This is a genomic window from Streptomyces sp. JK94 (assembly GCF_053613315.1).
This window is the reverse complement of record NZ_JBSICH010000009.1, coordinates 73,430-92,958: the sequence shown is the minus strand read 5'-3', so window position 1 is coordinate 92,958 and position 19,529 is coordinate 73,430. Positions and strand designations below refer to the sequence as shown.

Below are 19,529 nucleotides of genomic sequence, written 5' to 3'. Positions count from 1 at the left end.
CGTGGAGGCCCGCAACGCCCCCCGGTCTGTTGGCCTGAGGAGTACTCAGGTGTCCCGTGCCCGGGGCTGGGAGGCGACCTGCGCGGCCACCAGGCCCGAGAACGTGGTCAGCCGGGAGTAGACACCCGGCTGGCCGGCCCGGGCGCAGCCCTCGCCCCAGGAGGTGATCCCCGCCAGGACGCCCCCGATGACCAGGGGACCGCCGCTGTCGCCCTGGCAGGTGTCCACGCCGCCGGAGGCGAGCCCGGCGCACACCATGTCGCTCGCGACGAAGCCGGAGCCGTAGGAGCCGCGGCAGCTCGCGTCCGACACGACGGGCACGGTCGCGGTCCGCAGCTGCTGGGAGGCGGCGCCGTTCTCCCGGGTGGTGCCCCAGCCGAGGACGCGGGCGGTGGTGCCGGCCGCGTAGACGGAGGTGTCCGAGGAGGAGACGTACTTGACCGGGGTGTGCGGCATCGGCGCCGACAGGGTCAGTACGGCCACGTCGTCGCCGTCGGTGACGCGGGTGTAGCCCGGGTGCACCCAGATCCTGTCGACCCGGACGACCGTGCCGTCGGTGCCGTTGCGGTAGGTGCGTCCGCCGACGACGCGCACGCTGCGGGGGGTCTCACCGGCCATGCAGTGCGCCGCGGTCACGACCTTGGTGGGGGAGACCAGGGTGCCGCCGCAGAACTGGTTCTGCGAGGCGTCCGTGATCTGCATGACGAACGGGTACGCGCCCGTCGTGGTGGTCGAACCGCCGACGACCGGCTGCGGAGCGGCGACGGCGGAGGGCGCGGCCAGCAGCGCGGTGACCGCGGCGCCGGCGGTGGCCAGGGCGGCGAAGGTCCCTCTGGCGCGGACGAACCCGGACATGAGTCTCCTCAAGGGGGGTGGCCGGTGGGGGGTCGCACGGGCGTGGGGGGTGAGCACGGGGGCCTCGGGACAGACCCCCGTGCCGCCCGGGCGAGCGGCACGTGCTCACGCTAGGACCGACGGCGCGGCCGCCCAATGAGGGAACCCCCTACCGGAACCGGGCAGGGAAAACCCTCGGCCGATTCCCGGCGAACCGCCGGGGACCACCGGCCGGCCGGCGGGTGCGCGTCACTCGGTCCGCCGGCCCGCCGCCAGCCGCACGATGTCCACCCGGGACCGGATCCCGAGTTTGCGGTAGACGCGGGTCAGGGTCGCCTCGACCGTCTTCACGCTGACGAACAGCCGGCCGGCGATCTCCCGGTTGGTCGCCCCCTCCATGACGAGCGCGGCCACCTGGCGCTCCATCGAGGCGAGCCCCGCCAGGCCGTCGGGCACCACGGGGGCCTGCGCGGCCGGCGGGGCAGCCGCCCGCGCCGCGACCGACGCCTCCACCTGCCGCAGCCAGGGCAGCGCCCGGCAGCGCCGGAAGAGCCGGGCCGCGTCGTCGTACGACGCCGGCCCCGGCGCCCGCCCCGGCCGGCCGGCCCGCAGCTCCGCCAGCGCGAAGGCCGTCCGCGCCTCCTCCAGGCCGTAGCCCAGCCCGGCCAGCCGCTCCCGGGCCGACGTCAACCCGGCGACGGCGTCCCGGTGTTCGCCCCGCGCCGCCCGCACCAGCGCCTCGGACCGGTCCAGCACGGCGAGCACACCACCGCGCCCGAGCCGCCGCGCGTGCGCGCGGGTGACCTCGATGACCTCCTGGGCCTGCGCCGGCGCCCCGGTGCGCACCAGCGCCTCGGCCAGGTCGCCCTGCCACCGGCCGCGCGCCGGGTCGACGATGCCGGCACCGGCCTCCAGCTCCCGCACGCGGCTCAGCGCGCGCACGGCCGCCTCCGCGTCGCCCGCCACCAGGCTCGCGTGGCCGAGCGCGGCCAGTGCCCGCGACAGGTACACGGCGTCGCCGTCCTCCTCGGCCCGCCGCACCGCCTCCCGCGCCAGCGCCAGCGCCCGTTCCCGGTCCCCGCCGGCGGCCTCGGCGAGTGCGGCCTGCATCGCGCCCGCGCCCTCGCCGATGCCCGCGTCCCGGGCCAGCGTCAGGCTCTCCCGGGACAGCTCCAGGGCCCTGCCGCAGTGCCCGGAGTGCAGTTCGGTCTCGGCGAGGAAACGCAGGTAGTGGACCTCGCTCTCGGCCATGCCGCGCCGCCGCGCCTCGCGCAGCAGCGTGGTCGCGGCCGTCCGCGCCTCGGCCAGCCGGTCGCTCATCACCAGCCACCGGAACCGGGACGAACCGGCCCCGTTGTGATGGCACGCCACCCGCGGGTCCTGCGGCTCCTCAAGTGCCCGCCGGATCGTCGCCGGGGCGTCCGGATGCCCCATCAGCGTCTCGGCCTGCGCCTGGAACGCCAGCGCGAGCAGCTCGGTGCGCCGGTCCCCGGCCCGTGCCGCCAGCCGGGCCGCGTGCGCCGCCTCCTCCCGGCCCTGGGCGAAGTCCCCCTGCGCCACCAGGCCGCGCCAGGCCAGCTGGTAGTGGACCAGGGCGAGCAGCCGGGGGTCGTGCCCCGCGTCGGCCAGCGCCTGCGGGAAGACGGCGTCGACCTCGCCGATGGCCTGCCCGGCCGCCTCGATCACCACCATCCAGGCCCGCACGCGCTCACCGGGCGCGGTGGCCCGGGTCAGCACCTCACGGGCGATGTCCCGGGCGAGGTCCGGCTCACCCCCGGTGATCGCGTCCTCGGCGGCCTGGAGCCGGCGCTCGTCCGGTCCCGGCGTACCGTCCGCCGGGGTGCGCCGGGCGGCGAGCAGCCCCAGCGACGCGGCCACCGACGGCGCCCCGCGGTCCCGGGCCAGCGCGGCGGCCCCGGCCAGCCGGGCCGCCACCTCCGGATCGGTGCCGGTGGTGGCGAGGGCCAGGTGCCGGGCGCGCTCGATCGGGTCCGAGGCGGCCGTGGACAGCGCGGCGTGCGCGGCCCGCCGCTCCGGCGCCGGGGCCTCCGCGTACAGCGCGGCCGAGATCAGCGGATGCGCGAAGCGTACGGCCGGCCCCTCCGCGGCGGTCGCCAGCAGGCCCAGCGCCGCCGCCTGGGCGGTCTCGGCCTCGGCGTTCTCCCGGCCGGCCGCGTGCAGCAGGGCCGGGGTGGGGCGGGCACCGGCACTGGCCACCAGGAGGGTGCGGCGCGCCTCGTCCGACAGCATCTCCAGGCGGGAGAGCACCAGGGCGCGCAGCGAGGTCGGCACCGGCAGCGGCTCGCCCGGCCGCGGCGGGGTGGGGCTCTCGGCGAGCGCCCGGCCCAGCTCCAGCGCGAACAGCGGATTGCCGCCGCTGGTGCGGTGGATGTCGCGGACCGTGGAACGGGGCAGGCCGACATACCCGCGATCGTCGAGCAGGGCCGCCACCTGGGCGCGGGTGAGCGGCCCGAGCCGCACCGCGCGGGTGTCCGGCGGGGACGCGCGCAGATGGCGGCCGTACTCCGCGCCCTCCGTCTCCGGTCCCTCGGTCCGCACCGCGCACAGCAGCCGCACCGGGGTCCCGCCCAGGCGGCGGGCGGCGAAACCGAGGAGTTCGGCGCTGGCCGGATCGAGCCACTGCAGATCGTCGGCGACGATCAGGACGGGCCCCTCGGCGGCGAGCGCACGCAGCGCGGAGAGCACGGCCAGGCGCAGTGCGAGACCGTCGCGCTGCAGCGTGGACTCGCCGCGGCCGGTGAGCGCCGACTCCAGCGCGGTGCGCTGGGCGGCGGGCAGCGCGTCCGACACCTCGTCCAGCACCAGCCCCAGCAGGTCGGCGAGGGCCAGGAAGGGGAGATGGGACTCGGACTCGGTGGCCGAGCAGCGCAGCACGGTGCGGGCCGTGCCGGCGCATTCGGCCGCCAGGGTCCGCAGGACGGTCGACTTCCCGATTCCGGCGGGGCCGTGCAGCAGCACACTCCCCCCGCGGGTGAGCTGCTCGCGCGCGGCGCCGAACGCGTCCTCCCGCCCGACGACCAGGTCGGAGCGGCACCCGGCGAACTCCGCGAAGTCCCGTCGCACGGTACCGCTCCCCTCCGCACGTCCCGCCCCGGCCCTGTGTCGTGCCCCGGCCAATACTAGGCAACGGCCCTCGCATCACGGAGGGACGCGGAGGTGACGGAAACGACGAGGGGACGGTCCGCAGGCAGCGGGCGGCGCCGACAGACCGGGACGCCCTCCGGCTACGGCAGCCATCCCGCCCGGCGCGCCGCCACGACCGCCTCCCCCCGCGTCCGGGCGCCGAGCTTGCGCATGGCCGAACGGAGGTAGGCCTTGACGGTCTCCGGAAGTACGCCGAGCCGCCGCGCGGCCGTCGCGTTCGTCGCCCCGGCGGCCACCCAGGCCAGTACGTCCACCTCGCGGGGAGCGAGCCGGACCGCGGCGGCGGGCCCACCACCGGCCACCAGCAGACCGCACGCCCGCAGCAGCTCGTCCCGCAGCGCCGGGTCCGCGATCCTGGGCGCCAGCGCGCGCAGCGCGGCGTGCGCCTCGCGCACCTGTTCCCGGGCCGGGGAACCCCCGGGGCCGCACGCGGGGCGCGGCCGGACCGCCGTCAGCAGCGCACCCGCCTCGTCCCGCAGCACCAGCGCCTGTTCCACGTCCCGCGCCGCCTCCACGGCCGCGCTCAGCGTGCGGTCGCCCAGCGGCCGGGCCGTGCGCAGGGCGCCGTAGAGGACCCCGCGCACCCGGCGCCGCACGACCACCGGCACCGCCACCACCGAGCGCAGGCCCTCGGCGGCGACGGGGAGGTCGTACTCGTGGCTGATCTGCCGCGAGGCGGAGTAGTCGGTCACCGCGCACGGCCGCGTGAGCGCCACCGCCTTGCCGCCCAGGCCGTTGCCGGAGGTCACCGCGAGGGCGCTGAGCGCGGCCGTGGCGGTCCCGCTCAGCTCGCTGATGCGCACCCGGCGGCGTCCGGACTCCACCAGCCCGCCGAAGGCGACCGGCAGCCCGGTCGTCCGCCGCAGCCGCACCAGCGCGCTGCGGATCTCCACTCCGTCGGCCGTGTCCACCGCCACCCGCTCCGCCCTCCTCGCGCCCGTCCCGGGACGCACACCCCCGTTCGGGGGTAGTGAGACCTGCATCACGGATTACACGATGGCAGAGAGCCGCCCGGCAAGGTCCGGCACGAAGGAGGACAGATGACGACGGCCACGGAGCTGTTCCGCAGCGCACGGGACTTCCTGCTGGAGCACCGCGAGGACTACGCCGCCGCGTACGAGGGCTTCACCTGGCCCCGCCCCGGGAACTTCAACTGGGCGCTGGACTGGTTCGACGTCATCGCCGAGGGCAACCAGCGCACGGCGCTGCACATCGTCGAGGAGGACGGTTCCGAGGTCCGGGTCTCCTTCGCAGAGATGTCCGCCCGCTCCGACCGGGTCGCGAACCGGCTGCGCGAGTGGGGCGTCGGCCCCGGGGACCGCGTCCTCGTCATGCTCGGCAACCAGGTCGAGCTGTGGGAGACCGCGCTCGCCGCGATGAAGCTCCGGGCCGTGGTCATCCCGGCCACCCCGCTGCTCGGCCCCGCCGACCTGCGCGACCGCGTCGACCGCGGCCGGGTGGACCACGTCGTCGTCCGCGCCGAGGACACCGGCAAGTTCGCCGACGTGCCCGGCGACTACACCCGCGTCGCGGTCGGCGGCACCACGGCGCCGGGCTGGTCGCGGTACGAGGACGCGTACACCGCCTCCGACGTCTTCGCCCCGGACGGCCCGACCACCGCCGACGACCCGCTGATGCTGTACTTCACCTCGGGTACCACGGCCCGGCCCAAGCTGGTCGAGCACACCCACGCCTCGTACCCGATCGGGCATCTCGCGACCATGTACTGGATCGGGCTGAAGCCCGGCGACGTCCACCTGAACATCTCCTCGCCCGGCTGGGCCAAGCACGCCTGGTCGAACCTGTTCGCGCCGTGGAACGCCGAGGCGACCGTCTTCCTGCACAACTACACGCGGTTCGACGCCTCCCGCCTGATGGCCGAGATGGACCGGGCCGCCGTGACCACCTTCTGCGCCCCGCCCACCGTCTGGCGGATGCTCATCCAGTCCGACCTGAGCCGGCTCGCCACCCCGCCGCGCGAGGTCGTCGCCGCTGGTGAGCCGCTGAACCCCGAGGTGATCGAACAGGTGCGCCGCGCCTGGGGCGTGACCGTCCGGGACGGCTTCGGGCAGACCGAGACGGCCGTCCAGGTCTCCAACAGCCCCGGCCAGCTCCTGAAGACCGGCTCCATGGGCCGCCCCAGCCCCGGTTACCGCGTCGAACTCCTCGACCCGGTCACCGGCGCCCCCGGCGCCGACGAGGGCGAGATCGCCCTGGACCTGTCCCACCGCCCCGTGGGCCTGATGACCGGCTACCACGGCGACCCCGACCGCACGGCGGAGGTGATGGCCGACGGCTACTACCGCACCGGCGACATCGGCGCCCACGACGCGGACGGACACCTCACCTACGTGGGCCGGGCCGACGACGTGTTCAAGGCCAGCGACTACAAGATCAGCCCCTTCGAGCTGGAGAGCGCCCTGCTGGAGCACGAGGCGGTCGCCGAGGCGGCCGTCGTGCCGGCCCCGGACGAGCTGCGCCTGGCCGTGCCGAAGGCGTACATCGTGCCGGCGGCAGGCTGGGAGCCCGGACCGGACACCGCCAAGGCCCTCTTCGAGCACTCCCGGCGGACCCTCGCCCCCTACAAGCGCCTGCGCCGCCTGGAGTTCGGCGAGCTGCCCAAGACCGTCTCCGGCAAGATCCGCCGCATCGCACTGCGCGAGGCCACGGCGGCCGGCTCCGCGAACGAGTACCGCGAGGAGGACTTCCGGTGACCGCGCTCTCCTACGCCCACGGAACCAGCACCGCGCCCCTCCTCGGCGACACCATCGGCGCGAACCTCGACCGCGCGATCGCCGCCCACCCCGGCCGCGAGGCCCTGGTCGACGTCCCGTCCGGGCGGCGCTGGACCTACGCCGAGTTCGGCGCCGCCGTCGACGAGGTGGCGCGCGGCCTGCTGGCGAAGGGCGTCGCCAAGGGCGACCGGGTCGGCATCTGGGCGGTCAACTGCCCCGAGTGGGTCCTCGTCCAGTACGCCACCGCCCGCATCGGCGCCGTCATGGTGAACGTCAACCCCGCCTACCGGGCGCACGAACTGGAGTACGTGCTCAACCAGTCCGGCGTCACCGTGCTCGTCGCCTCCCTCGCCCACAAGGGCAGCGACTACCGGGCGATCGCCGACCAGGTCCGCGGCCGGTGCCCGGAACTGCGCGAGACCGTCCACATCGGCGACCCGTCCTGGGACGCTCTGACGGCGGGCGCCGCCGCGGTGCCGCACGAACGGCTCACCGCCGCGGCGGCCGAGCTGAGCTGCGACGACCCGGTCAACATCCAGTACACCTCCGGCACCACCGGCTTCCCCAAGGGCGCCACCCTCTCCCACCACAACATCCTCAACAACGGCTACTGGGTGGGCCGTACGGTCGGCTACACGGAGCAGGACCGGGTGTGCCTGCCGGTGCCCTTCTACCACTGCTTTGGCATGGTCATGGGAAACCTGGGCGCCACCTCCCACGCCGCCTGCATCGTCATCCCCGCCCCCTCCTTCGACCCGGGGGCGACCCTGAAGGCGGTGCAGCGGGAACGGTGCACCTCCCTCTACGGCGTCCCGACCATGTTCATCGCGGAGCTGAACCTCCCCGACTTCGCCTCCTACGACCTCTCCTCCCTGCGCACCGGCATCATGGCGGGCTCACCCTGCCCGGTGGAGGTGATGAAGCGGGTGGTCGCCGAGATGCACATGAAGGAGGTCTCCATCTGCTACGGCATGACCGAGACCTCGCCGGTCTCCCTCCAGACCCGGATGGACGACGACCTCGAACACCGCACCGGCACCGTCGGCCGGGTCCTGCCGCACATCGAGGTCAAGGTCGTCGACCCGGTCACCGGCGTGACCGTGCCGCGCGGTGAGGCCGGTGAACTGCGCACCCGCGGTTACAGCGTGATGCTCGGCTACTGGGGGGAGCCCGGGAAGACCGCCGAGGCGATCGACCCGGGCCGCTGGATGCACACCGGGGACCTCGCGGTGATGCGCGACGACGGCTACGTCGAGATCGTCGGCCGCATCAAGGACATGATCATCCGAGGCGGCGAGAACATTTGTCCGCGCGAGGTCGAGGAGTTCCTGTACGGTCACCCGAAGATCGCCGACGTCCAGGTCGTCGGCGTACCGCACGAGCGCTACGGCGAGGAGGTCCTCGCCTGCGTCATCCCGCGCGAGGCGGCCGGTCCGCTCACCCTGGAGGAGCTGCGCGCCTACTGCGCCGGGCGGCTGGCCCACTACAAGGTCCCCAGCCGCCTCCGGATCGTGGACGCCTTCCCGATGACCGTCTCCGGGAAGGTGCGCAAGACGGAACTGCGGGAGCGGTACGGCGTGTAGCGCGTGCGCGGACCCTCTCACCCGGCCGTGGCGTCCAGCGCCACGGCCGGCGCGTTGACCGGGCGCGGTACGCCCGCCGGGTCCAGGACGCAGAGCGGCACGCCCAGCGAGTCGGCGCGGGCGCGGGCCTCCTCGGCGTACCCGGCGACGGAGAAGCGGACGCAGCTCGCGGACTGCGCCATGGCGGTCAGCCACAGGCACTCGACGTCCCGCGCCGAGGCCGGTACCGCCGTCGGGTCGACCTGGACCACGATGCCGGGTGCGGCCAGGGCGATGCCGGACACGGGCCGCCGGCCGGCGCGGTGGACGTCCCGGTGCCCCAGACCGCGCGGATGCAGCACGGCGGCGGTGACCGCGTCACGGGCGGTGCGGATCGGGACGGCGCGCTGGGCCGGGACCCGCGATCCGGGGGCACGCCCGGCCCGCCCGCCGGCCGCGCGGTCCACCGGCACGCGCAGCACCGTCCCGCAGGGGCAGCCCGGTTCCGGCCGCGGCCAGCGGCTCTCCACCCCGCAGGCCGCGCAGCGCACCCCGATCCACTCCTCGTCCCACGCCCGGTGGGTGACCGCGGTCGCGGCCCCGCGCGGATCGAGCGTGGGGGCGACGGGCGCCCCGCACGCGCAGGGATACGACGGTGCCGTGTAGCGGTGCCGGCGCCCGCAGGCGGTGCAGCACACCGGGACGGTCTCGGACATGCCCCCATCGTCCTCTCTTGACGGCCCTCGGCCGCCCACTTACATTACTTCCAGATCGTAGAAAATACATTCCGCAATATGGAAGTCGCTACGGAAGAAGCTCACCGCGGGGCGCGACGGGAGTGCGAATCCGACAGCCGAAGCAGGAGTACTCGATGGCTCGTATGACCGCTGCCCGAGCGGCAGTTGAGATCCTCAAGCGCGAGGGCGTCACCGACGCGTTCGGTGTGCCGGGCGCGGCGATCAACCCCTTCTACGCGGCGCTCAAGGCCTCCGGCGGCGTCCACCACACCCTCGCCCGCCACGTCGAGGGCGCCTCGCACATGGCCGAGGGCTACACCCGGGCCCGGGCGGGCAACATCGGCGTCTGCATCGGCACCTCCGGACCGGCCGGCACCGACATGATCACCGGCCTGTACTCGGCGATCGGCGACTCGATCCCGATCCTGTGCATCACCGGCCAGGCGCCGACCGCGGTGATCCACAAGGAGGACTTCCAGGCCGTCGACATCGCCTCGATCGCCAAGCCGGTCACCAAGATGGCCGTCACCGTCCTGGAGGCCGCGCAGGTCCCCGGCGTGTTCCAGCAGGCCTTCCACCTCATGCGCTCCGCCCGGCCCGGCCCGGTCCTGATCGACCTGCCCATCGACGTCCAGCTGACGGAGATCGAGTTCGACCCGGACACCTACGAGCCGCTCCCGGTCTACAAACCGGCCGCGTCCCGCGCCCAGATCGAGAAGGCGATCGGCCTGCTCAACGCCGCCGAGCGCCCGCTGATCGTGGCCGGCGGCGGCGTCATCAACGCCGACGCCGCCGACCTCCTGGTGGAGTTCGCGGAGCTGACCGGCACTCCGGTCGTGCCGACCCTGATGGGCTGGGGCCTGCTGCCCGACGACCACGAGCTGAACGCCGGCATGGTGGGCCTGCAGACCTCGCACCGCTACGGCAACGCGACCTTCCTGGAGTCGGACTTCGTCCTCGGCATCGGCAACCGCTGGGCCAACCGCCACACCGGCAGGCTCGACGTCTACACCGCGGGCCGCACGTTCGTCCACGTCGACGTCGAGCCGACCCAGATCGGCAGGATCTTCGCCCCGGACTACGGCATCGCCTCCGACGCGAAGGCGGCCCTGAAGCTGTTCGTCGAGGTGGCCGAGGAGCTGAAGGCGGCCGGCAGGCTGCCCGACCGCTCGGCGTGGGCGGCCTCCGCGCAGGAGCGCAAGGCCACCCTCCAGCGCCGTACGCACTTCGACGACATCCCGATCAAGCCGCAGCGCGTCTACGAGGAGATGAACAAGGCCTTCGGCCCGGAGACCCGGTACGTCTCCACCATCGGCCTCTCCCAGATCGCCGGCGCGCAGATGCTGCACGTCTACCGCCCGCGGCACTGGATCAACTGCGGCCAGGCCGGCCCGCTCGGCTGGACCGTCCCGGCCGCGCTCGGCGTCGCCAAGGCCGACCCCGAGGCGCAGGTCGTGGCACTCTCCGGCGACTACGACTTCCAGTTCATGATCGAGGAACTGGCGGTGGGCGCGCAGCACAAGATCCCCTACGTCCACGTCCTGGTCAACAACTCCTACCTGGGCCTGATCCGCCAGGCGCAGCGGGCGTTCGAGATCGACTTCCAGGTCAACCTGGAGTTCGAGAACATCAACTCGCCCGAGCTGGGCGTCTACGGAGTCGACCACGTCAAGGTCGCCGAGGGCCTCGGCTGCAAGGCGATCCGGGTGACCGACCCGAACGAGCTGGGCGCGGCCCTGGAGCAGGCCAGGAAGCTCGCCGCCGAGCACCGGGTGCCGGTCGTCGTCGAGGCGATCCTGGAGCGGATCACCAACATCTCCATGTCGGGGACGAACGACATCTCGCACGTGGTGGAGTTCGAGGAGGTGGCCACGGAGCCGGGGCACGCACCGACCGCGGTCAGGACACTGAAGGCCTGATCCGCACCACCTGCACTGCCCGCACCACCTGCGGGCGAGGGCGGTCCGTCACCGGGACGGGCCGCCCTCGCGCGTGTCCGGGGCCGGTCCCCGCCGCCCCCGCCCCGAGCCGCCGCCGGATGCGCTCCGGCGGCGGCGCCGGCCGCACGCACGCGGGCGTACGCGCGGTCAGCCCCGACGGTGCTCCTGGTGCTCGTGCAGCCCCGGCCAGTCGTCCGGGCCGCCGCCCCGCCACTCGACCAGGTCGCTGTCCCCGACGTCGGTCACGTACAGGTCGGCCAGTCGCAGCAGCTCGGCGACGTCGTCGGCGTGCGAGGCGACGCCGAGGGTCTCGTCGTCGGAGGTGACCCGGCGGGAACCGTCCAGGGCAGGGGAGTGGACCACGATGTGCGGATGCTCGGGTGGGTGTGCCATGACTCCAGGCTGCTGCGCGGGCACGCGATCCGCACCCCGGCGGGGGCCGGTGACGTCGGTGCTGCACGACGGAGAGCGCCGGATGCGGGACGGTCCGCATCCGGCGCTCTTCGGCCGGTGAAAGGCCTGAGGTCTCTGAGGTCTCTGAGGGTTCTTCACGTGGTGTCCGTCCGACGGCGCGAGGCTGGGCGCGACAGGTCATTCGCGCCGCCGGACGGAGTCGTGGGCCTCTTGTGTGAAGAGGCGGGTGGTGGCTGGGACCGCGACGGTGCGACGGGACCGGAAGCCTCTCCCCTCAGGTCGTAGGAGAAGCCCCGGGCCCTTCACCACCGCACTGGCTCGCAGGCCGTCGCGGTCCTCGCCCTTCCCGCGCCGGCTCCGGGCGGCCACCCCTCATCCGGGCCGTTCCGGTGCCCGCGCGGGCCGCGCGCACGGTCCCGGCCTCCCCGCCGGGTCCCGTGCGCGAGCCTTGCGGTCAGTCCTCGCGCAGGGCGCGGACCGCCTCCTCCAGCCGCCTGCCGTACTCCGGGTCGGCGGCGTGGAAGTGCGCGAGGTTCTTCTCGACCACGTCGTTGCGGGAGACCTGGGACAGGCCGCCGGCGAGGTTCGCGATCAGACGCCGCTTCTCGTCCTCGGACATCAGGCGGTACAGCTCACCGGCCTGGTAGAAGTGGTCGTCCTTGGTGTGCGGCGGCGTCTCGTGGGTGCCGGTGTGGCCGGACACCGGGAGCGGCGCGGCCAGTGGGCGGCCGGTCTCGACCGGGCCGTCGTACGAGTTCGGCTCGTAGTTCCTGGCGCCGCGGCCCTGGGAGTTGGACGCCATCAGGCCGTCCCGGCCGTAGTTGGCCGCTCCGCCGGGCACCGCCTTGGGGGCGTTCACCGCGAGCTGGGTGTGGTTGACGCCCAGGCGGTAGCGGTGGGCGTCCGCGTAGGCGAACAGACGGCCCTGGAGCATCTTGTCGGGCGAGGGGCCGATGCCCGGGACGAAGTTGTTCGGGGAGAACGCGGCCTGCTCGACCTCGGCGAAGACGTTGTCCGGGTTGCGGTCCAGCACCAGTCGGCCCACGCGGCGCAGCGGGTGGTCCGCGTGCGGCCACACCTTGGTCACGTCGAACGGGTTGAAGCGGTAGTCGGCCGCCTCGGCCACCGGCATCAGCTGCACGTACAGGGTCCAGGACGGGTACACGCCCCGCTCGATCGCCTGCACCAGGTCCGTCTGGTGCGAGGCCGGGTCCTGGCCCGCGAGCTTCGCGGCCTCGTCGGCGGTCAGGCAGCGGATGCCCTGGTCCGTCTTGAAGTGGTACTTGACGAAGAAGGACTCGCCCTTGGCGTTCGTCCACTGGTAGGTGTGCGAGCCGAAGCCGTCCATGTGGCGGTACGACGCCGGGATGCCGCGGTCGCCCATCAGCCAGGTCACCTGGTGCGTGGCCTCGGGGGAGTGGGCCCAGAAGTCGAAGACGTTGTCCGGCTCCTGGCGGCCCGAGAAGGGGTCGCGCTTCTGCGAGTGGATGAAGTCGGGGAACTTGACCGGGTCCTTGATGAAGAACACCGGGGTGTTGTTGCCGACGAGGTCGTAGTTGCCCTCCTCGGTGTAGAACTTCACCGCGAAGCCGCGCGGGTCGCGGACCGCGTCCGCGCCGCCGAGCGAGTCGGCCACGGTGGAGAAGCGCAGGAAGACCTCGGTGCGCTTGCCGACGGTGTTCAGGAAGTCGGCGTGCGTGTAGCCGGTGACGTCGTCGGTCACCTCGAAGTGGCCGTAGGCGCCGGAGCCGCGGGCGTGCACCACGCGCTCCGGGATGCGCTCGCGGTTGAAGCGGGCGAGCTTCTCCAGGAGGTGCTGGTCCTGGATCAGAAGGGGGCCGCCGATGCCGGCGGAGGCGGAGTTCTGGTTGTCGGCGACCGGGGCGCCGGACTCGGTGGTGAGCACGCGCTGCGACATCGGGGACCTTCCGTGCGAGGGGTCAGCGGAAAAAGATTTCCGCTTTGTGGAGCCTAAGTTCGGGTGAAGGGCACGTCAACAGTTTGTTGAAGCGGGTTCCGGGCGGCGCCGCCGCTCGGGCGCGACAGGACAGGTGTCGGCGACGGCGCCGCCCGGAGGTCTCGTGGTCCGCGGCCGGTCAGACCTGGGCGCCGGAGAGGCGCTCCACGGCCCGCAGCAGGGCCGAGTGGTCCAGGCCGCCGTCGCCCTGGGCGCGCAGGGAGGCGACCAGCTGGGCGACGACGGCGCCGACCGGCAGCGCGGCGCCGACGTTGCGGGCGGCGTCGGTGACGATGCCCATGTCCTTGTGGTGCAGGTCGATGCGGAAGCCCGGCTTGAAGTCGCGGGCCAGGAAGTTGTCCTTCTTGCGCGTCAGTACGGTGGAGCCGGCCAGGCCGCCGTTGAGGACGTCCAGGGCGGCCTTCAGGTCCACGCCCGACTTCTCCAGGAAGACCACGGCCTCGGCGCACGCCTGGATGTTCACGGCGACGATCAGCTGGTTGGCGGCCTTCACGGTCTGGCCCGAGCCGTGCGGACCGCACCGCACGATGGTCTTGCCGAGCGCCTCCAGCAGCGGCCTGGCCTCGTCGAAGTCGGCCTGCTCACCGCCGACCATGATGGACAGCACCGCCTCCACGGCGCCGGCCTCGCCACCGGAGACGGGGGCGTCCAGCACGCGGACGCCCTTGTCCTTCGCGGCCTCGGCCAGGTCGACCGAGGTCTGCGGGGTGATCGAGGACATGTCGACCAGCAGGGCGCCGGGCCTCGCGTTCTCCAGGATGCCGTCGGGGCCGTAGGCGATGGCCTCGACCTGCGGCGACGCGGGCACCATGGTGACGACGACGTCGGCCTCGCGCACGGCCTCGGCGATGGAGCCGGCCGCGGTGCCGCCGGCGGCGGCCAGGCGGTCGAGCTTGTCCTGCTCCAGCGTGTAACCGGTGACCTGGTAACCGGCCTTGATCAGGTTCTCGGCCATGGGGGAGCCCATGATGCCGAGACCGATCCAGGCGACCTTGGGGAGGGTGCTCATGATGGGTGCCTCTCTGGAAAAAGTGTTCTGCGGGTGGCGCTCAGCGGGCCGCGCGGGCCTCGGCCGGCAGCCAGGAGAAGGAGTCGGCGCTGGGGCCGCCGCCCGGCTTGTACTCCAGGCCCACCCAGCCGTCGTAGCCGGCCTTCCGCAGCCGGTCGAGCAGGTCCGCCAGCGGGAGGGAGCCCGTGCCGGGTGCGCCGCGGCCCGGGTTGTCGGCGATCTGGACGTGGCCGGTCTTCGCGGCGTACGCGTCGATCACCTGCGGCAGGTCCTCGCCGTTCATGGACAGGTGGTAGAGGTCCATGAGGAACTTGGCGTTGCCGAGTCCGGTGGCCTCGTTGACCTTGTCCACGACCGCGACGGCGGCCGGCGCCGACACCAGCGGGTACAGCGGGGACTCGGGCTCGTTGAGCGCCTCGACCAGCAGGACCGCGCCGATCCGGTCGGCCGCGCGGGCGGCGAGGACCAGGTTCTCCAGGGCGAGCCGGTCCTGCTCGGCCGGGTCCACGCCCTCGACGCGGTTGCCGTACAGGGCGTTGAGGGCCGTGCAGCCCAGCGACTTCGCGAAGTCGGCGGCCACGTCGATGTTGGCGCGGAACCGGTCCGACTCCTCGCCCGGCACCGACAGGGCGCCGCGGTCGGGGCCCGGAAGTTCTCCGGCGTAGAAGTTCAGCCCGGTGAGCCGGACGCCCGCGTCCTCGATCGCCTTCTTCAGGGCGGCGAGTTCGGACGGTCCGGGGGTGGGCGAGTCGGTCCAGGGCCACCACAGCTCGACCGCGGTGAAGCCGGCCGCGGCGGCGGCCGCGGGGCGCTCCAGGAGCGGGAGTTCCGTGAAGAGGATCGACAGGTTGACGTTGAAGCGCTGGTCTGCGAAGCCCATCGGGTGCCGCGCTCCTTCCGTTTCGATCACTGTTCCGCATTGCGGAATTTCATTTCTGCCTAATGGAAGATTGCCGGTGGGGTTCGGTCCTTGTCAAGAGGGGGCGGCGGAATACGGGCACCGCGCGTTAGGTTGACCGGGTGCGATTGAGAGTGGAGTTCACGACCGAGCCCTTCGACCTCGACGAGGCGCCCGCGCACGCGGTGGTCGCCCGGGAGGTCCTCGAGGCCGCGGAGCTGGACGCGGTGGACGTCGGCCCGTTCGGCAACACGGCCGAGGGCGGCGCGGACGCGGTGCTCACCGCCGTGGACGCGCTGCTGCGCCGGTCCCTGGCGGCGGGCGCCACCCGCATCTCCCTCCAGGTCAACGTGGTCGGAGAGGGTGAGCGGTGACCGGCGCCGGGGAGGAACCCTTCATCGCGGCGGTCAAGCCCCTGGTCGACGCCATCGGCGGCGAGCTGCTGCCGGCCGACGAGGCGGGCCAGGACGACGTCGTGCTCACCTGGGAGGGCGCCGACGTGGTCGCCGTGCGCCTGCCGCAGCTCGCCGACTCCCTGGACCACATCCTGGCCGCCCTGGAGCGCCGGCAGGGCAGGCCGCTCGCCGACCTGGACCGCCGGGCCAAGCAGGAGGTCGTGCGGATGCTGGAGGCCCGGGGCGCCTTCTCCGTGCGGCACGGCGTGGAGACCGTCGCGAGCGCCCTCGGCGTCAGCCGCTTCACCGTCTACAACTACCTCAACCGCGAGAAGGGTGCCTGAACGGACGAGGGGCACCTGACCAGGCACGACCTCCTGAACGGCAAGCCGCCGCCCGGTGACCGGGCGGCGGCTTTTGTTGCCCCGAATTTTCAACAAAGTGTTGACGCGTTGTTTCCGAGGGCGTTAGCTATCGGCACGCCCGTTCAGCACAAGGCCACGGAGGCTCCCGTGACGTCCACTTCCGCGTCGGGCCTGGCCCGTTTCAACACCCTCGAGGAGGCCGCGGCGCTCGCCGAACTCCACGAAGCGTGTGCCTCCACGGCGTGGGCCCGGCACCTGCTCGCCGCTCGCCCCTTCGCCACCCCCGAGGACCTGTACGCCGCCGCCGACGCCGCCATGGCCCGGCTGACGGCCGAGGACCTCGCCGAGGCGATGGCCGGGCACCCGCCGATCGGCCGTCCCGAGCCGGGCGACCCGACCTCGTCCCGCGAACAGGCGGGCATGGCCGGCGCCTCCGAGGACCTCAGGGCGGAGATGCTCGACCTCAACCTGGCCTACCAGGACAGGTTCGGCCATGTCTTCCTCATCTGCGCCACCGGCCGGACCGGGGAGCAGATGCGGGACGCGGTCAAGGAGCGGATCGGCAACTCGCCCGAGCAGGAGCGGGAGATCGTCCGCACCGAACTGGGGAAGATCAACCGCATCCGCCTGACCCGACTCGTCGAACAGGACGCCCGACCATGAGCACCAGCACCACCGCCTCCGTGTCCACGCACATCCTGGACACCAGCGCCGGCCGCCCCGCCGAGGGGGTCGCCGTCCGGCTCGCCGCCCGCGCGGGCGCCGGTGCGGACTGGCGGAACCTGGGCGCCTCCGCGACCGACGCGGACGGCCGGTGCAAGGACCTCCCGGCCCTGCCGGAGGGCACCACACACGTACGGCTCGACTTCGACACCGAGACGTACTTCGCCAGGAAACAAGCCGCGGCCCAGCAGGACGCCCCCGCGCTCCGGGACAGCGAGAACGGCCGGCCCGTGTTCTTCCCCGAGGTCACCATCACCTTCGCGGTGGTGCCCGGCGAGCACTACCACGTTCCGCTGCTGCTCAACCCGTTCGGCTACTCCGTTTACCGAGGGAGCTGACCGACACATGACCCGTTTCGTCCTGGGACAGAACCAGTACGGCAAGGCAGAGAACCGCGTCGTCAAGATCACGCGGGACGGCGACACGCACCACATCAAGGACCTGAACGTCTCCGTCGCCCTGTCCGGCGACATGGAGGAGGTCCACCGCAGCGGGTCCAACGCCAACGTCCTGCCGACCGACACCACCAAGAACACGGTGTTCGCCTTCGCCAAGGAGCACGGCATCGAGAGCGCCGAGGACCTCGGCGTCAAGCTCGCCCGCCACTTCGTGGACGACAACGAGCCGATCCACCGGGCCCGCATCCGCGTCGAGGAGTACGGCTGGGAGCGGATCGAGACCTCCAAGGGCGGCGCCCGCTTCGTCGGTTCCGAGGAGATCGCGCACTCCTTCGTCCGCACGGGCCAGGAGACCCGCGTCGCGCAGATCACCTACGACGGCCACGGCATCCAGGTGCTCTCCGGCTTCAAGGACCTGACCGTCCTGAACTCGACCAACTCCGAGTTCTTCGGCTACCTGAAGGACAAGTACACCACCCTCAAGGAGGATCACGACCGGATCCTCGCCACCACCGTCTCCACCTGGTGGCGGCACAACTGGGACGGCGTCGACTCGCACGCCCCGGACTGGGACCGCTCGTACAGTGGAGTGCGCAAGCACGCGCTCCAGGCCTTCGCCGAGACGTACTCGTACTCGCTGCAGCAGACCCTCTTCGAGATGGGCGTACGGGTGCTCAACTCCCGCGACGAGGTGGACGAGATCCGCTTCTCCATGCCCAACAAGCACCACTTCCGCTCGGACCTGTCGCCCTTCGGGATCGACAACGAGGCCAAGGACGGCGCCGTCTACTACGCCGCCGACCGCCCCTACGGCCTGATCGAGGCCACCATCCTGCGCGACGGCGCCGAGCAACTCATCCCGGTCGACATGACCAACCTCTGACGCGGAAAGCGCGCCCCCGGCCCGGCTTCGGGACCCGGGGGCGGGCCACACCGGAGGAAACACCATGGCACTGCCTGCGAAAGGGCCCGCCACAGGCCCGGGTTCCACCCCGCCGGAGCACACCGAGGGCGCCGTCACGTCCGTGCACCCGGTGGACGAGAGGCTCCACCCCTCGCGGCTCGTCCCCGCCGCGCTCCAGCACATCGCCGCCATGTACGCGGGCGTCGTCACTCCTCCGCTCATCATCGGCCAGGCCGTCGGCCTCGACGTCGAGGGCCGCACCCGGCTGATCGCCGCGAGCCTGCTCATCGCGGGCATCGCCACCCTGGTCCAGACGCTCGGCGTGAGGAACTTCGCCGGCAACCGCCTGCCCTTCGTCAACGCCGCCTCCTCGGCCGGCATCGCCCCCATCCTCGCCATCGCCGAGACGAACGGCGACGGACGCCAACTCCCCGCCGTCTACGGTGCGGTGATGGTCGCCGGTGTCTTCTGCCTGGCCGTCGGCCCGTTCTTCGGGCGGCTGCTCCGCTTCTTCCCGCCCCTGGTCACCGGTGTGGTGATCACCCTCATCGGCGTCACCCTGATGCCGGTCCCCGTCGTCTGGGCCCAGGGCGGCGACGAGAGCGCCGCCGGCTTCGGCTCCACGGGCAACCTCGCGCTCGCCGCGTTCACCCTCGCCGTCGTCCTCGTCGTGCAGCGCTTCGGCAAGGGCTTCCTGAAGCAGGTCGCCCTGCTCTTCGGCCTGCTCGTCGGCACCCTGGCCGCCGTCCCCCTCGGCATGGCCGACTTCAGCGGCCTGCGGTCCGCGCCACTGGCCGCGCTGCCCCCGCCGTTCGCCTTCGGCGCCCCCGAGTTCCAGCCCGCCGCCATCCTGTCGCTGTGCATCGTGATGCTGGTCCTGATGACGGAATCGTCCGCCGGCATGCTCGCCCTCGGCGAGATCTGCGACCGCCGCGCCGACTCCAGGGTCATCACCCGCGGCCTGCGCACCGACGGCCTCGCCACCCTGGTCGGCCCCGTCTTCGGCGGCTTCCCCACCTCCGCCTTCGCCCAGAACGTCGGCGTCGTCTCCCTCACCCGGGTGCGCAGCCGCTACGTCGTCGCCGTCGCGGGCGCCACCCTGCTGGTCCTCGGCGCCTTCCCGGTCCTCGGCGCGGTCGTCTCCCTGGTCCCCATGCCGGTCCTCGGCGGCGCGGGCATCGTGCTCTTCGGCTCGATCGCCGTCAGCGGCATCCGCACCCTGTCCGAGGCCGGACTGGACGACAGCTCCAACATCATCCTGGTGGCCGTGGCGCTCGGCGCGGGCATCATCCCGCTGGCGGCGCCGGCCTTCTACGCCCAGTTCCCCGCGTGGGCCCAGACCGTGCTCGGCTCCGGCATCAGCGCCGGCGCGCTCACCGCGGTCACGCTCAACCTGTTCTTCCACCATCTCGGCACCCGCAGCCGCCCCGCGGCCGCGGCACTCAAATCCTCCTAGGGTCCTGCCGTGCCCT

17 protein-coding genes are annotated in these 19,529 nt (G+C 73.1%); 9 read left to right on the top strand and 8 right to left on the bottom strand.

Annotated elements, in window-relative coordinates; translation table 11 throughout:
- Positions 1-45: 45 nt before the first annotated feature.
- The 3 genes from ACVV2G_RS09540 to ACVV2G_RS09530 form a co-directional block, all read right to left on the bottom strand.
- Positions 46-855, bottom strand: a complete 810-nt coding sequence (locus tag ACVV2G_RS09540) for a S1 family peptidase (protein WP_453842183.1) — start codon at positions 853-855, stop codon at positions 46-48.
- 228 nt (positions 856-1,083) lie between these two features.
- Complete coding sequence (locus tag ACVV2G_RS09535; RefSeq protein WP_453842182.1) at positions 1,084-3,918, bottom strand: AAA family ATPase; 2,835 nt, start codon at positions 3,916-3,918, stop codon at positions 1,084-1,086.
- Between the two features lie 161 nt (positions 3,919-4,079).
- Positions 4,080-4,916 (bottom strand): helix-turn-helix transcriptional regulator, encoded by an 837-nt coding sequence (locus ACVV2G_RS09530; RefSeq protein ID WP_453842181.1) that lies wholly within the window; start codon positions 4,914-4,916, stop codon positions 4,080-4,082.
- Between the two features lie 123 nt (positions 4,917-5,039).
- On the opposite strand from ACVV2G_RS09530, the gene ACVV2G_RS09525 reads away from it, so the two are divergent.
- Both ACVV2G_RS09525 and ACVV2G_RS09520 read left to right on the top strand, forming a co-directional pair.
- Positions 5,040-6,713 (top strand): AMP-binding protein, encoded by a 1,674-nt coding sequence (locus tag ACVV2G_RS09525; protein WP_453842180.1) that lies wholly within the window; start codon positions 5,040-5,042, stop codon positions 6,711-6,713.
- On the top strand, positions 6,710-8,317 hold the full coding sequence (locus ACVV2G_RS09520) for an AMP-binding protein (protein ID WP_453842179.1): 1,608 nt from the start codon (positions 6,710-6,712) through the stop codon (positions 8,315-8,317). The genes ACVV2G_RS09525 and ACVV2G_RS09520 overlap by 4 nt, the downstream gene beginning before the upstream one ends.
- Before the next feature lie 17 nt (positions 8,318-8,334).
- On the opposite strand, the gene ACVV2G_RS09515 is transcribed toward ACVV2G_RS09520, so the two are convergent.
- Positions 8,335-9,012, bottom strand: a complete 678-nt coding sequence (locus tag ACVV2G_RS09515) for a hypothetical protein (RefSeq protein WP_453842178.1) — start codon at positions 9,010-9,012, stop codon at positions 8,335-8,337.
- Between the two features lie 155 nt (positions 9,013-9,167).
- Between ACVV2G_RS09515 and gcl the strand changes: the two genes are divergently transcribed.
- On the top strand, positions 9,168-10,952 hold the full coding sequence (gene gcl / locus ACVV2G_RS09510) for a glyoxylate carboligase (RefSeq protein ID WP_453842177.1): 1,785 nt from the start codon (positions 9,168-9,170) through the stop codon (positions 10,950-10,952).
- Positions 10,953-11,120: 168 nt separating this feature from the next.
- On the opposite strand, the gene ACVV2G_RS09505 is transcribed toward gcl, so the two are convergent.
- The 4 genes from ACVV2G_RS09505 to ACVV2G_RS09490 form a co-directional block, all read right to left on the bottom strand.
- On the bottom strand, positions 11,121-11,366 hold the full coding sequence (locus ACVV2G_RS09505; protein WP_453842176.1) for a hypothetical protein: 246 nt from the start codon (positions 11,364-11,366) through the stop codon (positions 11,121-11,123).
- A 475-nt stretch (positions 11,367-11,841) separates the two neighbouring features.
- On the bottom strand, positions 11,842-13,305 hold the full coding sequence (locus ACVV2G_RS09500) for a catalase (protein WP_453842175.1): 1,464 nt from the start codon (positions 13,303-13,305) through the stop codon (positions 11,842-11,844).
- Positions 13,306-13,483: 178 nt separating this feature from the next.
- Positions 13,484-14,374, bottom strand: coding sequence for a 2-hydroxy-3-oxopropionate reductase (locus ACVV2G_RS09495; RefSeq protein WP_453842174.1), 891 nt, complete (start codon positions 14,372-14,374; stop codon positions 13,484-13,486).
- 40 nt (positions 14,375-14,414) lie between these two features.
- Positions 14,415-15,254: a TIM barrel protein gene (locus ACVV2G_RS09490; RefSeq protein WP_453842173.1), complete on the bottom strand. Its 840-nt coding sequence runs from the start codon at positions 15,252-15,254 to the stop codon at positions 14,415-14,417.
- 140 nt (positions 15,255-15,394) lie between these two features.
- Between ACVV2G_RS09490 and ACVV2G_RS09485 the strand changes: the two genes are divergently transcribed.
- The 6 genes from ACVV2G_RS09485 to ACVV2G_RS09460 all read left to right on the top strand — a co-directional run bounded on the left by ACVV2G_RS09485 (position 15,395) and on the right by ACVV2G_RS09460 (position 19,513).
- Positions 15,395-15,646, top strand: coding sequence for a YkoF family thiamine-binding protein (locus tag ACVV2G_RS09485; protein WP_453842171.1), 252 nt, complete (start codon positions 15,395-15,397; stop codon positions 15,644-15,646).
- Positions 15,643-16,011 (top strand): helix-turn-helix domain-containing protein, encoded by a 369-nt coding sequence (locus tag ACVV2G_RS09480; RefSeq protein ID WP_453842170.1) that lies wholly within the window; start codon positions 15,643-15,645, stop codon positions 16,009-16,011. The genes ACVV2G_RS09485 and ACVV2G_RS09480 overlap by 4 nt, the downstream gene beginning before the upstream one ends.
- 168 nt (positions 16,012-16,179) lie before the next feature.
- A complete protein-coding gene (gene uraD, locus ACVV2G_RS09475; protein WP_453842169.1) occupies positions 16,180-16,695 on the top strand; it encodes a 2-oxo-4-hydroxy-4-carboxy-5-ureidoimidazoline decarboxylase in 516 nt (171 codons plus the stop codon).
- The gene (gene uraH / locus ACVV2G_RS09470) at positions 16,692-17,093 is read left to right on the top strand and encodes a hydroxyisourate hydrolase (RefSeq protein WP_453842168.1); all 402 of its coding nucleotides are present in this window, start codon (positions 16,692-16,694) and stop codon (positions 17,091-17,093) included. Before uraD ends, uraH begins: the two co-directional genes overlap by 4 nt.
- 7 nt (positions 17,094-17,100) lie before the next feature.
- Entirely contained in the window at positions 17,101-18,036 is a 936-nt protein-coding gene (gene pucL / locus ACVV2G_RS09465; RefSeq protein ID WP_453842167.1) for a factor-independent urate hydroxylase, read from the top strand.
- Between the two features lie 64 nt (positions 18,037-18,100).
- Entirely contained in the window at positions 18,101-19,513 is a 1,413-nt protein-coding gene (locus ACVV2G_RS09460; protein ID WP_453842166.1) for a nucleobase:cation symporter-2 family protein, read from the top strand.
- The last annotated feature ends 16 nt before the right edge of the window (positions 19,514-19,529 follow it).